Below are 14,640 nucleotides of genomic sequence, written 5' to 3'. Positions count from 1 at the left end.
ATATTGGAGAAATATTGGTCTAATTCTGTTACTATATTAATACATTAATCGGAGAATACTTATGGCAACTTATGAATGTGATAATTGTGGAATGGGTGTAAATGCGACCTGCGCTAAGTGTGATGAACCCCTCAAGGATGATTCACTCAAACTTGATGATGGAAGTTCAGTCCAAATCTCAAAATGTCCAAATGGCCACGGGAAAATCAAATCGCCAATGTGTTGTGGAAGTGACATGCGCTGCGCTATTTAAAATTTATTCAATATGAGTAGACTTCTTAAGGCTCATCAGATTGATCAGTATAAGAAAGATGGTGCCGTCTTAATTAAAGGAAAGTTCGATAGAGCCTGGATTGAAAACCTCAGAAAGGGCATTTCTAAGGATTTTCAAAACCCTAGTCCACGATTTGTTAGACACACCAAGGATGATGACGTGCCTGGTTACTTCGAAGATTTTTGGACTTGGGATCTTTTTGATGAGTTCACAGACTTCGTTCACAACTCTCCAACAGCTCAAATTGCCTCAGAGCTGATGGGTGCAAGTCAAGTCAATCTAGTCATGGATAATTGGTTTCTTAGGGAAGCAGGATCTAAATCTGGGGCACCATTTCATCATGACATTTCATACTTTGACTTTGAAGGCTCGATGTGTGTTTTATGGCTTCCACTTGAGCCAGTCCCAAAAGAGGAGGCAATTGCGTGGATTAAGGGTTCACACCTTTGGAATAAGCTTTATATTCGTACTCGATTTCAAGAGGGACATCCCGACGATGGAAAAGCTGGAGTGGTAAATGAAAAAAGCTACGACATCACCCCTGATATTCTTAATAACAAAGAGGACTATGACTTCCTTCAGTGGGACTTAGAAGTTGGTGATTGCGTTTTTTTTGATATTCGAACACTGCACGGAAGCTTAAGCCAGTCTATACCAAAGAGTACTATACATCGATATACCCTTAGAATGGCTAAAGAAGGCTCTAAGATTGAATATCGAGGGGATTGGGCCCAAGCTGAAAGAACCATAATGGAGTCGAATGGCTATAAAAATGGAGACGATTTATCTGGAAAAATGTTTCCAACCTTATATCAAGAAGTTTAGTTTTTTAATTGTTTTAGTCTTTAAAGGTATCTCTTAAATAATCAACCATCACTTTGACCTTTGTTGGGGTAAACCTTCGAGACAATCTAACGGCATATAATGTTTCAGGTTTAACTTGATTGTCGATTATCGTTACTAATTTTCCATTTTTTAAATCGTCTTCAATCAAGAATAATGGTAGTGCAGTAATACCAAAACCATTAATTGCAGCCTCTCTTATGACGTCACCATTGTTTGCCACAAAGCCAATTCGAGGATCAGAATTTGAACCAAGTCGAGTTTTAAGGTTATTCGAAGCTAAGCTATATCCAAGAAAATTATACTTTTGAATATCATTTATAGATTTAGGTTTGCCATGTTTATTGATATAGTCTGGTGAGGCGCAAATTACAATGGGAATTGAGCATAAGGGAGTTGCAATAAGGGATGAATCCTTAATATTTTGAGTAACCCGAAGCGCTATATCTATTCCTTCAGCTTGAAGATCAGTCTGGCTGTCTTCTAGTTTTAAGTTGATGATTATATTTGGATGACTCTTCATGAATGAGGGTAGTACTGGGGATAAGTGTTTTATGCCAAAACTAAGCGGGGCTGCAATTCGTAACTCACCCTTTGCTTCTGCTTTACCTTCCCCAATTCTTTCTTCTGAGATCTCTACGCTTTCTAAGATATTTTTAACATCATCAAGATATTGCTCACCAGCTTCTGTTAGATTTATATTTCTAGTCGTACGATTCAGCAATCTAACACCTAAAGCTGATTCTAGGGTGCTTATGCGACGACTCACAGTTGCAGCGCTTGTGCTCAATCTGTCGGCAGCTAGGTTAAAGCTTCCGGCTTCAACAACAGCCTGATAAGTTTCTAATTCGATTAAAGAGTATTGTTTCATAATATGTAATAGTAATTTGTTTAATAGTGACTTTATTGCAAATTATAAATGATTATAATTTTATTTCAATGACTAAACGCTAATAATCTGCAGAGGCGTTATTTAATCAGTCGCCAGCACTGAAGTCAAAAGCTGGCAATAATCTAACAACTCAAAGGAAAAAATGATGGATAACGTTAAAAAAGAAAATGGTACATGTGGTTGTGGTAGATCACCTACTGGAGATTGTATTGGATGGCATATGTTAACGGAAGAAGAGTATGCGGCAAAAACTGATGCTGACAAAGCGGCGATGTTTGAAAAAAGTGAAAATTAAAGTCTTTATACATGCAGCTCCTATTCAAGGAGCTGCTATTCAAAATAAAGGAGAAAAATGATAGTAATATCAAATTTTGAAGTTACTAAAGGTTACGAGGTCTGGAAGAAAGCATTCGAATCTAATGAGGCTATGAGACAAAAAAATAACGTTAAAGTTATAGCCTATGGCCATGAAAAGGGTAACGAAAGTAATGTATATACAGTTGTCGAAATGAATTCAATCGAGGATAAGAAATTAAAAGAGCCTAATATGATTGAAAGTAGAGAGAATGCCGGGGTTAATCACGCTTCGTTAAAAATCACATCACTGTCTGAATAAAGGCGCTAATCAATAATAACACTGCTCTCTTTTTAGAGAGTTTTTTCTATAAATCATAGGAGTAAATTATGAATAAACTAAATAAATATTTAATACCGCTTGTAAAAATTCTTTTGTCGCTGGCTTTTTTAAGTGCAGGCGCTTTCAAAATTATAGGCGCTGAGCAAATGGTTGGCATGTATGAGCTGATCGGGTGGGGTCAATGGTTCAGGTATGTAACAGGTTTAATCGAAGTTACTGCAGTTGTATTGATATGGCTGCCAAATAAACAAGTTTTTGGATCAGTACTTCTTGTATGTACCATGATAGGAGGTTTTATTACTCACATTGCGTTAAGCATGCCTGGAGCATTTGCACCTGTCGTGCTTGGGGTTTTAGCTGCCTATATTCTTTATTTTTATAGAGATCAGTTAGGCGACTCTGCAAAGATTTAATTAGTTTTTTTTATTAGCCTTCCATTACTTTAAGGAAGGCTTTTTCAATCTAAATCTGTTTTAAAGCTTTAATTAGATTACTGACATCATCATGAGTGTTGTAGTGAACCATGCTGGTTCTTACCACACCATCATCCACATCTATGCCAAGGGACATTAGGCATCTCCAGGCATAGAAATTATCATTCCTTGTTGCAATCCCATGCTTTACAAGCTCACTACTTAAATCTTTGGATGACTTGTTTTTCATGGTAAATGCAATTGTTGGCGCTCTGTCTTTGTCAGTGATTGTTTTCTTGCCGATGAGTCTTATGTCACTTCTATTACTCAAGTAATCAAGAAGTGGATTTGCAATCTCCTTTTCATGTTCTGCAATTAATTCATTTACCTTATGAATTTTCTCTCTAATAGGAAGGTTTTCACCAGGATAGTGGTGCTCAAAGAGGTTCATAAAGTATTCATAAACTCCAACTAAGCATGAGAGCTCCTCATGATTTGGACCACCTGGATTAAGAGTGTAGGGCACATCACCCTCTAAAAACTCATGATTTTGATTAGGTAGTTGATTAAGAATCTCTTTTTTTCCATACAAAAGACCTAAATGAGGTCCATACGTCTTATAAAGACTAAAAGCATAAAAATCAACGTCTAGGCTCTTTACATCTGGGAATCCATGGGGAGCATAAGAGACTCCATCTCCAACAATGTATGCATCGTATTGATGGACAAGCTCAGCAATCGATTTTAGGTCGTTGATAGATCCAACAATATTTGAGCAGTGAGTCACAGCAACAATTTTTGTTTTTTCAGATAAAAGTGCTTTTAAGTCATCTATTTCAAGTTCAGCAGTATCATTATTGATTTGCCACTCCTTGACTATCATTCCATGATCAGCAAGCCTTCTCCAGGCGCCTACATTTGCTTCATGGTCCTGGTTAGTGACAATTACTTCATCACCTGGCTTTAAAAGGCTTTTCATAGCATTCGAGAGAACATACATGTTCATTGTGGTTGAGCCACCAATTATGATTTCATCATTATCAGCATTAATCATCTCAGCAAAAAAATTGGTCGCCTTATCCATGTTATCGCCGGCTATAGCTGAGGTATCAAACTCTGCATAAGGCTGAACCTTAGTAGAGGTCATGAAGTGATTTAAGCGTTCAATCACATTTGATGGGACATAACTACCACCTGCATTCTCAAAGAACGACCATTTAGAGCTTAGCGGGTCACTAAAAGCTGGGAATTGTTCTCTTACATAATCAGTGTCAAGTTTTGGCATGATATCTCCTTTATTAGGTAGTTTAGTTTTTGTAATCTGGCTCTTCTTTATCTAGGATCCGCTTTAAGGCTTCAAAATGCATTTCAGAGGCATCATAATCTATCCACTGCTGAGCAGTCTTTTTAGCAACTTTATGACTTACAACATGAAGTTTTTTTCCTGTTTGGTATGCTCCAATTAGAGTTTGGCATGATCTCTCGAAGTAATACAATTCATCAAAGGCACTTGCTACCGTTTTAGCAGCAGTCAAAACGCCATGGTTACCCATTAGCAGAACTGGGTTATTCCCCAAAAGAGTACTCAATCTTTCTGCCTCTTTACCTAGCCCCATTCCGCTAAAGTCCCTGTCTATTGAAACCCTCTCATAGAAACGCATTGTATTTTGATCAATAGGCTTCATCTCTTTGTCATCAAGAGAGGATAAGATGGTGGCATATTTTGGATGAACATGAAGAATGCATCTAGCTTGGGGATTGTTACGATGTAGGGCGCTGTGAATAGCCCAAGCGGTTGGGTCGGGTGCATTATGCTGTAACATCGTTTCTGTGTCATTCGCGTCAATTAGAATTAAGTCGCTCGCACAAATCTCTGAAAAATGCATACCAATTGGGTTTAAAAGGAACTTGGACCCACTCTCATTAACCGCTAAACTGAAATGATTGGCGACTGCCTCATGCATATTCAGCCTTGCAGTCCACCTAAAAGCGGCGGCTAGATCTTCGCGTTCTTGATTATATTGAGTGTTCATATTCACTAAGTTTAACCTCTACAATTAACGAAGGCAAAATAAATATGAACTAGGCGTCAGGATTTCCGATGGTGGTTGTGTAGCTAAACATATCAGCCCTTCCCGTTGTAATTCTAAATTCAACTAAGCCTTTACCTTTTGCGTAAGAATGTCTATTTAAGATTACAACAGGATCACCCTTATTGATATGAAGTTTTTCAGCAATCTCAGCGTTCGTAATACCTGCTGTTAGAACCTCCTGAGAAGAAGTGATTTGAGTGTTAAACTGTTTAAAGATGACAGCATACAAGAGATCTGGTATATGAACTGAAGGGTCTTGAAGGCCTTCTACAGCTTCAGCAACCCACCATGATTTTTCAACAATGATTGGGCTTTTTTTATCAATGTATCCAAGTCTTTCAAGATATATAACATCATCACCTTGATTAATTCCTAGTTGAAAAGCAATTTCCGCAGAAGCTTTCTCTTTGAGCCTAATGGGTGTTGTTTTGTATATACGAATAGAAGAGCCGTCTTGTTTTCCATAGCTAAAGAAATTAAAGATACTATTGTCAAAACCATGATCAGATACATAGGTGCCTTTACCATGGTGCCTATAGAGCACTTTTCTATTTTCAAGTTTATCAATAGCCTTTCTAACGGTTCCGATACTCACATTAAGCTTTTTTGAGAGTTGTGATTCTGAAGGAATTAAATCTCCAATAATAAGCTCACCACTATTAATTTGATTGTTGATAAGGTCGATTACTTTTTGATAGAGTTTTTGTGTCATAAATCTTTTGGATTTAACTATTAGGTATTTATTTTAAATATTATTTTGTTTAATTAAGTATTGATTTAGCAAGTGCTTAATCAAAATGTAACTTATTTTTTTCTGATAGGTAAATTTTATTTATTGACAATTAAATAATGCAAGTGTAGCATGCTTTACTCATATACATGAGTTTTTATATTCATATATATGAATTAATATTAGTGAGTAGGGGTCACAATGGAATTTTTAAACTATTTTGATAACGTATTTACCGTTTATCATATCGCGCTTCTCGTTGGCGGGACATTTGCAGGGATAATACTAGGGGCACTTCCTGGGCTGAGCCCAACGATGTCAGTCGCACTCCTTATTCCTTTTACTTTTCATATGAAGCCTGAAAGTGGCTTGATACTTCTTGGCGCTATGTATACCGCAACAGTTGCTGGCGGCGCTATTAGTGCAATTCTTGTCAACGTGCCCGGTGCACCAGCCAATATTGCAACAGCAATGGATGGCCACAAAATGGCACAAAGTGGTAAAGCCAAAGATGCACTTCACTACTGTTTCATGAGTTCCTTTGTTGGCGGTATATTTGGCGTTCTAATTCTGATTTTCTTCACTCCACCCTTGGCAGCACTTTCACTCAAATTTATGTCAACTGAACTCTTCTGGGTTGCGATTTTGGGAATTACAATAATAGCAACCTTAGACTCTAAGTCCGTTATCAAAGGTTTGATGTCAGGTCTATTTGGACTCATGCTTGCAACCATTGGTGAGCACCCAACCAGTGCGATGGAGCGCTTCGTATTTACTGATCATTTGGAAGGCGGTGTTCATATTGTTGTTGGCCTTATTGGGCTTTTTGCGATGCCCCAAGTCTGGAATCTTTTAGAGAATTTTTATGGCAAGAAGAATGAAGTGTTTTCAGCAACGGGGGACTCAACCCTGATGCAATCATTTAGACTTGTTTCTAGCAAAGTCAAGGCATTATCAGTTGGCTCTTTGATTGGTTCAATCATTGGAATTATTCCTGGAGCAGGCGGTCAAATAGCAGGCATCGTTGCCTACGACCAGTCTAAAAAAATTAGCTCTAACCGAGCGAACTATGGAAAGGGAGAGCCTGAAGCGATTATTGCAGCTGAGAGTGCTAATAACTCAATGGTTGGGCCTTCATTAATACCACTTTTAACGCTCAGTATTCCTGGGAGTCCTACGGCTGCTGTCTTGTTGGGCGGTCTGCTAATTCATGGCATTTTTCCAGGCCATGATATCTTTACTAAAAACACTGAAGTGGTTTGGACCTTTATTGACTCTCTCATCATTGCTCAAGTTTTGATGCTCATTATTGGACTCTTTTTGAGTCGCCATAGTAAATGGATTATGAAGGTTCCAGATAACTATATGGCTGCAGGCATTTTGTTGCTTGCTGTTTTTGGAACCTACAGCATTCAAAATGATTACTCTGATGTGCTCATTATGTTTACGCTAGGTACTTTAATGTACTTTGGAAGTAAAGCTGGTTTTAGCCCAGTTCCAGTCGTTTTAGGTTTGATTTTAGGAACGATGACGGAAGAAAAGTTCCTTCTTGGAAATATGATTGGTAATGCAAAGGGTAGCTCTTTTCAGCACTTTACCTCTGGAACAATCAACATTGTGTTAATTACCTTGTGCTTTGTTTCTATCGCATATGGTATTTACTCAAGCCGAAAATCTAAACAGAGCTAATATATGAACAAACAAATCAAAATTTCTACTGTCCTTGTTACTCTCGTAAGTGCATTTCTGGTTTATGCTTCATTTGTTCTTGGGAACTCGGAAGACTATCTATTCCCAAGACTCATTTCATCGATGATTGCAGTGTTATCTCTGATGCTGTGGTTTGAGAAAGGGGATGCCGACAAATCCACTAATTTCAAAGACTTAATGCCTGGCATTGCGATTGCCACAGCATTTATCTTATTACTCAAAATACTAGGCTTTTATTTGGCCTCAATGATCGTATTCTTTTCGCTTGTGATGTATTACAGCAAGCCTTCAGAATCAAAAGACTTTTGGCGTGTGTTGCTCATAAAACTGGGTATCACTATTGTGTTCACTATGACGCTTTATGGGTTATTTACACTACTTTTACAGGTTCGCACTCCAGAAGGTTTGTTTTAATAATAAAAAAAAGGAGAAGTAATGAAAATTATAAATATAACAAAAGTAGCCCTGCTTGCTATAGCATCATTGATGCTAATGCCAGCTCAGGCTGACTACCCTGATAAGCCTATTGGCGTCATGGTAGCTTATGGCCCTGGTGGTGCCACAGACTTCCAAGCTAGAATCGCAACACTTGCGTCTGGCAAAGAGGATCTTATTGGTCAGCCGATCTATATTCTTAATAAGCCTGGTGCTGGTGGTAGAAAGGGTTGGAACTGGTTTGCCAGTGAAGCCTCACAGGATGGATATATGCTAGGTGCATATAATGTCCCTCACTTTATAGCTCAGTCAATTGTATTTGATACAAAATACAATATTAACAACCTAGAGCCAATCGGAAACTGGGGTGCAGATCCTGCGGTATTAATTGTTGGCAAGGACAGCCCATTCAATACAGTTGGAGAGCTATTAGCTCACGCAGAAGCAAATCCTGGTGCTGTCACAATAAGTGGTGCTGGAAAGTTTGTTGGTCACCATATTGCATTTTTGCAGTTTGCTAAGGCTTCAGGTGCTAACTTAACTTATATCCCAGCTTCGGGTGGTGTAGACGCATTAAGAATGGTCAAGGCTGGAGAAACAGTAGCTGGATTTAATAACCTTTCTGACTCGGCTAGAAGTGCAGCTGATCTTAAGATATTAGCAGTTGCAGACCTATCAAGACATGAGTACTTGCCTGACGTACCTACACTTCAGGAGAGCGGTGTTGACGTTGATGATTCAAGTGTTAACTTCCGTGGATTGATGGTTCCAGCAGGGACTCCACAGGATGTTATAGACTATCTTGCAAGTAAAGTGCCAAATATGTTTGGTGAAAATAAGACTGTAGGAAAAATGAAGTCAACTAACTCGCCTGCAAGAATAATGAATAGAGATGAGGTTATAAGCATGTGGAATGAAAGACAGGCTTATTTAACAGATCTTTTAGCTGGTCTTCAATAAAGTAAAATCTATTGAAAATTAATTTTGCTAGGGAGTTTTGCTCCCTAGCAAATCTTATTAACAATAATTCAAAATGACGATCCAACACAACACATTAATTGAAAAGCTAGTCGCTAATGCGAAAAAAGCTCAAGAAACAATCAATAACTACTCCCAAGAGCAAGTTGATGAATTAATATTAGCGGTAGCCTGGGAGATTATTCAGCCAGAAAATAACCAAGAACTCTCCGAGATGGCAGTTAAAGATACGGGTCTTGGGAATATTGAAGATAAAAAACGCAAAAATCGACGTAAAACACTGGGACTTTTAAGAGATTTAAAGGGCGTTAAAACGGTTGGCATTATTGATCAAAATGTTCAAAAAGGCATCATTGAAATAGCAAGGCCTGTTGGCGTTATTGGGGCAGTTGTGCCCTCTACAAACCCAGTTGCAACTCCCCTTAATAAAGTCATCAATGCTTTAAAGTGTAGAAATGCAATTATTCTTGCGCCATCACCAAAAGGTGCTAAAGTTTGTACGCGTGTTGTCGAGCTTATCCAAATAGCACTTACTCGAACTGGAGCTCCAAAAAACATTGTTCAGTCCCTGCCTGAGCCGATCAGCAAGGAAGACACCAATGAGCTATCTAGACTTGTAGATTTAATTGTCGCAACAGGTTCTCAAAACAATATTCAAAGGGCTCTTCAGAGTGGGACTCCAACGCTTGGAGTAGGAGTTGGCAATGTCCCCTCCATTATTGATGAGAGCGCTAATCTTAATGATGCGTCTCACAAAATTATGACTTCAAAAACGTTTGATAATGCAACTAGCTGCTCCTCTGAGAATAGCATCATAGTTCTAAAGAGTGTTTATGAAGAACTAATTAATTCTCTAGAGGAAGAGGGTGGCTCCCTCTTAGACATCCAAGAGAAAAAAATACTCCAGCAAGGCATGTGGAGTGATAATGGCATTATCAATAGAGACATCATAGCTAAGAAGTCAAACGAAATAGCTACACTTGTTGGCCTTAAAGGTAAGCATTTGAGCTCAAAATTCCTCATGGTAGAGGAGCAAAATGTAGGTCTAGACTATCCATTTTCAATGGAAAAGCTGTCCCCTGTTTTGGCAGTATATAAAGCAAAAGACTTTAGTCATGCAGTTGAAATTGCAACACTGATTTTAAAAAATCAAGGTAAAGGACACTCGTGCGGCATTCATAGCCAAAACGAAGACAACATAGAAAGGCTTGGAATGGAGCTTCCAGTGTGTAGAGTTATTGTCAACCAAGCTCACTGCTTTGCGACTGGCGGTAATTTTGATAATGCACTTCCATTTTCTTTATCAATGGGCTGCGGAACCTGGGGCAACAATGTCACTGATGAAAATTTAAATTACAAGCACTATCTAAACATTACCAAAATTGTCAAAACTATTGAACCTGATGAGCCATCTGAAAAAGATATTTTCTCGGATTACTGGGAAAAGTACTCCTTGAAAAGCTCAACAGTGACAAAGTTAGTTGATCAGTATGCTTCTGATACACCTGAGAAAAATTACCTAATTGATGCAGATCTAAATCTTCAGGTGTCATACAGTCAGCTTCAAAAAGATATACTCGCTTTAGGCGCTTACTTTAAAGCAAACAACATTCATTCAAATGACAAGGTTGGATTTATGCTTGATAATGGTTACGCCTCAACACTGCTTTTTGTTGGTGCAATGTACCATGGCGTTGTCATCGTTCCTTTGAACGTCTTAGCAGGCTCTAAACAAATCAAATATACAATTGATCACTCAGAGTGCAAAATCATCTTTGCATCACGCTTCTACACTGATAAGTTCAAAGATATTTTGAGTGCTTCAGATGCAAGTGTTGTAGAGTATAGTCAAATTGATAGTCTAAAGATTGCTGATGAAGATTCATTAGATGAGGCAATGACCTTAACTCATCCAGATACACCAGCAGTTTTAATTTATACATCTGGGACAACAGGCGTTCCAAAAGGCGCTCTTTTATCTCATAAAAATGTAATTGCTGGGGGTAGGAACACGGTCATCGCTCACGAGATCAGTTCGAGTGATATTTCGTTTTGTGTATTACCGCTCTATCATATTAATGCTGAAATGGTATCCATTGCAAGTGCACTAGTTAGTAATAGCTGCGTGGTGACGGTTGGCAAGTTCAGCGTTAAGAATTTTTGGCAAATAATTGAAAAATATGAATGCAGCTGGTTTAGTGTTGTTCCAACGATTATTAATTACTTATTAAATGATAATTTTAATGTTAAAGCATTAGAACTGAAAAATTTGCGATTTGGTCGCTCTGCTTCAGCACCTCTTTCACCAGAGGTTCACAAGAAGTTTGAAAAAACGTTTGGTGTGAAGATTATTGAAACGATGGGACTAACTGAGACAGCCGCTCAAATACTATCCAACCCACCTACCAACGGAAAGCATGGTTCTGCTGGAAAACCTTACGGCAATGAAGTCAGAGTCATTGCAGATAACGGTAGTTACCTTTCTCATGGAAATACAGGAGAGTTAGTCATTAAAGGTGACAACGTTTTATTAGAATATTTTAAGAATGAAGAGGCAACTTCTGGAGCCTTCAATGAGGATGGCTATTTTTTAACAGGCGACCTTGGTGTTGAAGATGAAGATGGGTTCTTCTTCATAACAGGAAGAAAGAAAGAGCTTATCATAAAGGGTGGTGAAAACATCTCACCAAGAGAGATTGATGATACTTTATATAAGCATAACGCTGTATTAGAAGCGTGCACCTTTGGGATTAAGGATGACAATTATGGTGAAGAAATATCAGCCTGTGTCTTTTTAAAGGACGATCTTGTTGCGAATGAGAAGGAACTTCTTGACCTATGTAAGGCTGACCTTGGCGAATATAAAACTCCCAGACAGATTATTTTTGTAGATGAGCCTTTACCCAAAGGTCCTTCAGGAAAAATTCAAAGACTTAAAATTGCAAGTCAATACAGCAGGGCTTAAATTAGAATTGAGTTTAATTCTCAAGATATAAAAAATTTACCATTTTCGGGTAAACTATGTCTATCCTTAAAGAGACTCATTTATGGCATTACTTGATGATTTAACCAGCAAGGCTAAAAGCAAATATCCTCGAATTTTATTACCTGAATCGACTGACTCCAGAATCATTGCGGCAGCCAAGTCAATTAAAGATCAAAAAATAGCTCAAATAGTCCTTTTTGATGAAGAGCCTGCATCTTCTTTGGGGCTAGAGTCAATCAACCCAAAAAACGAAGATTTGAAAGCACAATATGCGCAGACATTATTTGAGCTTCGAAAACATAAAGGTGTGACAATCGAATCTGCATTAGAGATGCTTTCAAATAAAAGTGTCTTTGCTATGATGGCTCTTCAAAGGGGAGATGTTGATGGGGTTGTTACTGGCGCAATAACACCGAGCCAAGAAGTACTGAGCAGCGCGCTAAGGCTTATAGGAGTTGCAGAAGGCAGTAAGCTGGTTTCAAGCTTGTTCTTAATGGTTTTTGACGATAATCATAGTATGTATGGTGACAACTTGATTTTTTCTGACTGCGCAATGAATATTAATCCAAATTCTGAAGAGTTGGCTGAGATTGCTAAAAGTGCTTACGAGACGGCGCAATCTTTTCTAACACAGAGCCCTAAACTCGCTATGCTTTCATTTTCTACTAATCAGAGTGCTAAGCATGCTGAGGTGGATAAGGTAAGAGTGGCAACTGAGCTTCTAAGATCATCACTTCCAGATATTAATGTTATCGGTAATGTTCAGCTGGATGCTGCACTAGATCCAAATGTATTAAAAATCAAAGATCCAGATTCCTCTTTCTTGCCACCTGCTAATGTGTTTATCTTCCCGAATCTAGATGCTGGGAATATAGGCTATAAATTAGTCCAGCGATTCTCTGGCGCTAGAGCGATTGGCCCAATCCTTCAAGGGCTCTCAAAGCCAGTCAATGACTTATCTAGAGGTTGCAGCGTTGATGAAATCATTAATACGGTGGTTGTAACAGCAAATCAGTGTAAGTAGCTCTACATTCCTATGTAGTTTGGTCCGCCTCCGCCTTCTGGCGGTACCCAATTAATGTTTTGTGATGGATCTTTTATGTCACAGGTCTTACAGTGAAGACAATTTTGTGCGTTGATTTGAAAATAGTCCTCACCTTCTTTGTCAACAATCTCATAGACGCCAGCAGGGCAGTACCTTTGTGCTGGTTCATCAAACAGCTCTTTATTACGATTCAACGGGATAGAAGGGTCAGTTAATTTAAGGTGAACGGGCTGATCTTCCTCGTGATTTGTACCTGAGAGAAATAGTGATGAAGTGATATCAAAACTTAAAACATTGTCTGGGGCAGGGTACTCTTTGGAATAGAGTGGATTATTTAAGTTTAGCGAGTCGCAATCCCTTTGCTCATCTTTGATAGTGACTGGCAATGAATTTCTAAAGATATTTGACTCTATAAAGTTATAGGCAGCACCTATATAAAAGCCAAACTTATGCATTGCTGCACTGAAGTTTCGTGACTTGTAAAGCTCATTATAGAGTGCACTACTTTTAAATAAATCATCAAATTCACATATCTCTTCTGAAAGTATTTTGTTAATATATTCAGCAGCTAAAATGCCTGACTGCAGCGCGCAATGGCTTCCCTTAATCTTACTTGGATTAAGAGTCCCAGCGTCACAACCAATAATCATTCCACCATTAAAGTCCATCTTCACAAGTGAATTTATACCGCCTTTAGTGATCGCTCTAGCGCCGTATGAAACACGCTTACCTGACTCTAAAAATTGTTTAATTTTTGGGTGTTTTTTAAACTGTTGAAATTCTTGGAAAGGGCTGTGACTTGGATTAGTATAGTTGAGGTCAACAATCAGGCCTACAGCAATACGATTGTTATCAAAATGGTAAAGGAAGCCGCCTCCGGTTGTTCCTTCGTTGAGCGGCCAACCCATTGTATGGACAACATCTCCAGCACTATACATGTCGTTCTCAACTTCCCAGACTTCTTTAAATCCAATTGCAAAGTGTTGCGGCGTTTTGCCTTCATCGAGATTGAACTCTTTGATAAGCTGCTTACCTAGGTGACCCCGTGCGCCTTCAGCAAAAATGGTCTGTTTTGCAAGAATGTCCATGCCAGGTGTGTAGGTACCTTTTTGGTTGCCTTCTTTATCAATCCCCATGTCACCGGTTGAAATACCAATAACTCTTCCGCTTTCATCTTTAATGTAGCTTTGAGCTGGAAAGCCTGGAAAGATATCTACACCAAGCTCCATAGCCTTTTCAGAGATCCACTGACAGAGTTCACCCAAAGAAATAATGTAGTTGCCCTTGTTATGAAGACTCTTTGGCATTAACCAAGAGGGTACTTTAATACTCTTATTTTCTCCTGTTAACCAGAACAGCTCATCTTTGGCAACCTTGGTTTTGAGTGTTGGACAATCTTTAGCATCCTCAGGAAACAAATCAAAGAGCGTTTTAGGCTCAAAAACTGCACCTGAGAGAATATGGGAGCCTATTTCAGATCCTTTTTCTAGGAGACAGACAGAGAGGTTTGGATTGAGCTGCTTGAGTTTGCAAGCGGAAGCGAGCCCTGATGGACCGCCACCCACTATTACAACATCATATTCAATCGATTCTCTATCCATTAA

The 14,640-nt window shown here is 38.7% G+C and carries 15 protein-coding genes; 10 read left to right on the top strand and 5 right to left on the bottom strand.

What is annotated here, in order from left to right; translation table 11 throughout:
- Positions 1 to 61: 61 nt before the first annotated feature.
- A complete protein-coding gene (locus tag W908_RS04760) occupies positions 62 to 253 on the top strand; it encodes a hypothetical protein (RefSeq protein WP_020024812.1) in 192 nt (63 codons plus the stop codon).
- Between the two features lie 12 nt (positions 254 to 265).
- The gene (locus tag W908_RS04755; protein WP_053820146.1) at positions 266 to 1,099 is read left to right on the top strand and encodes a phytanoyl-CoA dioxygenase family protein; all 834 of its coding nucleotides are present in this window, start codon (positions 266 to 268) and stop codon (positions 1,097 to 1,099) included.
- 13 nt (positions 1,100 to 1,112) lie between these two features.
- On the opposite strand, the gene W908_RS04750 is transcribed toward W908_RS04755, so the two are convergent.
- Complete coding sequence (locus W908_RS04750) at positions 1,113 to 1,988, bottom strand: LysR family transcriptional regulator (RefSeq protein ID WP_020024810.1); 876 nt, start codon at positions 1,986 to 1,988, stop codon at positions 1,113 to 1,115.
- A 163-nt stretch (positions 1,989 to 2,151) separates the two neighbouring features.
- Here W908_RS04750 and W908_RS08795 point away from each other — a divergent pair, with 163 nt between their 5' ends.
- The 3 genes from W908_RS08795 to W908_RS04740 all read left to right on the top strand — a co-directional run bounded on the left by W908_RS08795 (position 2,152) and on the right by W908_RS04740 (position 3,059).
- A complete protein-coding gene (locus tag W908_RS08795) occupies positions 2,152 to 2,304 on the top strand; it encodes a hypothetical protein (RefSeq protein ID WP_020026592.1) in 153 nt (50 codons plus the stop codon).
- A 57-nt stretch (positions 2,305 to 2,361) separates the two neighbouring features.
- Complete coding sequence (locus W908_RS04745; protein ID WP_053820145.1) at positions 2,362 to 2,625, top strand: hypothetical protein; 264 nt, start codon at positions 2,362 to 2,364, stop codon at positions 2,623 to 2,625.
- Between the two features lie 68 nt (positions 2,626 to 2,693).
- Positions 2,694 to 3,059 carry a DoxX family protein gene (locus tag W908_RS04740; RefSeq protein ID WP_020024807.1) on the top strand — a complete coding sequence of 122 codons (366 nt, stop codon included), beginning with the start codon at positions 2,694 to 2,696 and terminating at the stop codon, positions 3,057 to 3,059.
- 49 nt (positions 3,060 to 3,108) lie between these two features.
- Here the strand turns inward: W908_RS04740 and W908_RS04735 are convergent, their stop codons facing one another.
- The 3 genes from W908_RS04735 to W908_RS04725 are packed head-to-tail and all read right to left on the bottom strand — an operon-like array spanning position 3,109 to position 5,864.
- Entirely contained in the window at positions 3,109 to 4,344 is a 1,236-nt protein-coding gene (locus W908_RS04735; protein WP_020024806.1) for an aminotransferase class V-fold PLP-dependent enzyme, read from the bottom strand.
- Between the two features lie 22 nt (positions 4,345 to 4,366).
- Positions 4,367 to 5,092: a class II aldolase and adducin N-terminal domain-containing protein gene (locus W908_RS04730; protein ID WP_053820144.1), complete on the bottom strand. Its 726-nt coding sequence runs from the start codon at positions 5,090 to 5,092 to the stop codon at positions 4,367 to 4,369.
- A gap of 49 nt (positions 5,093 to 5,141) precedes the next feature.
- Positions 5,142 to 5,864, bottom strand: a complete 723-nt coding sequence (locus W908_RS04725) for a GntR family transcriptional regulator (RefSeq protein WP_053820143.1) — start codon at positions 5,862 to 5,864, stop codon at positions 5,142 to 5,144.
- A gap of 219 nt (positions 5,865 to 6,083) precedes the next feature.
- On the opposite strand from W908_RS04725, the gene W908_RS04720 reads away from it, so the two are divergent.
- From W908_RS04720 to pta, 5 genes are all read left to right on the top strand, one after another.
- Complete coding sequence (locus W908_RS04720; protein ID WP_020024803.1) at positions 6,084 to 7,571, top strand: tripartite tricarboxylate transporter permease; 1,488 nt, start codon at positions 6,084 to 6,086, stop codon at positions 7,569 to 7,571.
- 3 nt (positions 7,572 to 7,574) lie between these two features.
- Positions 7,575 to 8,006, top strand: coding sequence for a tripartite tricarboxylate transporter TctB family protein (locus W908_RS04715; RefSeq protein ID WP_053820142.1), 432 nt, complete (start codon positions 7,575 to 7,577; stop codon positions 8,004 to 8,006).
- A gap of 21 nt (positions 8,007 to 8,027) precedes the next feature.
- Positions 8,028 to 8,987, top strand: coding sequence for a tripartite tricarboxylate transporter substrate binding protein (locus W908_RS04710; protein ID WP_053820141.1), 960 nt, complete (start codon positions 8,028 to 8,030; stop codon positions 8,985 to 8,987).
- A 73-nt stretch (positions 8,988 to 9,060) separates the two neighbouring features.
- Positions 9,061 to 11,970 (top strand): acylating sulfoacetaldehyde dehydrogenase, encoded by a 2,910-nt coding sequence (gene sauS / locus W908_RS04705; protein ID WP_053820140.1) that lies wholly within the window; start codon positions 9,061 to 9,063, stop codon positions 11,968 to 11,970.
- 82 nt (positions 11,971 to 12,052) lie between these two features.
- Complete coding sequence (pta, locus tag W908_RS04700; protein WP_053820139.1) at positions 12,053 to 13,015, top strand: phosphate acetyltransferase; 963 nt, start codon at positions 12,053 to 12,055, stop codon at positions 13,013 to 13,015.
- A gap of 2 nt (positions 13,016 to 13,017) precedes the next feature.
- Here the strand turns inward: pta and W908_RS04695 are convergent, their stop codons facing one another.
- A complete protein-coding gene (locus W908_RS04695) occupies positions 13,018 to 14,637 on the bottom strand; it encodes an electron transfer flavoprotein-ubiquinone oxidoreductase (protein WP_053820138.1) in 1,620 nt (539 codons plus the stop codon).
- Between the last annotated feature and the right edge of the window lie 3 nt (positions 14,638 to 14,640).

Source organism: Candidatus Pseudothioglobus singularis PS1, assembly GCF_001281385.1.
Taxonomy (GTDB): domain Bacteria; phylum Pseudomonadota; class Gammaproteobacteria; order PS1; family Pseudothioglobaceae; genus Pseudothioglobus; species Pseudothioglobus singularis.
This window is presented reverse-complemented; position numbering and strand designations above follow the sequence as displayed.

Bases quoted from the DNA above. Each gene is read 5' to 3' on its own strand.
- W908_RS04760 (WP_020024812.1), top strand. From the start codon at position 62: ATGGCAACTTATGAATGTGATAATTGTGGAATGGGTGTAAATGCGACC.
- W908_RS04755 (WP_053820146.1), top strand. From the start codon at position 266: ATGAGTAGACTTCTTAAGGCTCATCAGATTGATCAGTATAAGAAAGAT.
- W908_RS04750 (WP_020024810.1), bottom strand. From the start codon at position 1,988: ATGAAACAATACTCTTTAATCGAATTAGAAACTTATCAGGCTGTTGTT.
- W908_RS08795 (WP_020026592.1), top strand. From the start codon at position 2,152: ATGATGGATAACGTTAAAAAAGAAAATGGTACATGTGGTTGTGGTAGA.
- W908_RS04745 (WP_053820145.1), top strand. From the start codon at position 2,362: ATGATAGTAATATCAAATTTTGAAGTTACTAAAGGTTACGAGGTCTGG.
- W908_RS04740 (WP_020024807.1), top strand. From the start codon at position 2,694: ATGAATAAACTAAATAAATATTTAATACCGCTTGTAAAAATTCTTTTG.
- W908_RS04735 (WP_020024806.1), bottom strand. From the start codon at position 4,344: ATGCCAAAACTTGACACTGATTATGTAAGAGAACAATTCCCAGCTTTT.
- W908_RS04730 (WP_053820144.1), bottom strand. From the start codon at position 5,092: ATGAACACTCAATATAATCAAGAACGCGAAGATCTAGCCGCCGCTTTT.
- W908_RS04725 (WP_053820143.1), bottom strand. From the start codon at position 5,864: ATGACACAAAAACTCTATCAAAAAGTAATCGACCTTATCAACAATCAA.
- W908_RS04720 (WP_020024803.1), top strand. From the start codon at position 6,084: ATGGAATTTTTAAACTATTTTGATAACGTATTTACCGTTTATCATATC.
- W908_RS04715 (WP_053820142.1), top strand. From the start codon at position 7,575: ATGAACAAACAAATCAAAATTTCTACTGTCCTTGTTACTCTCGTAAGT.
- W908_RS04710 (WP_053820141.1), top strand. From the start codon at position 8,028: ATGAAAATTATAAATATAACAAAAGTAGCCCTGCTTGCTATAGCATCA.
- sauS (WP_053820140.1), top strand. From the start codon at position 9,061: ATGACGATCCAACACAACACATTAATTGAAAAGCTAGTCGCTAATGCG.
- pta (WP_053820139.1), top strand. From the start codon at position 12,053: ATGGCATTACTTGATGATTTAACCAGCAAGGCTAAAAGCAAATATCCT.
- W908_RS04695 (WP_053820138.1), bottom strand. From the start codon at position 14,637: ATGGATAGAGAATCGATTGAATATGATGTTGTAATAGTGGGTGGCGGT.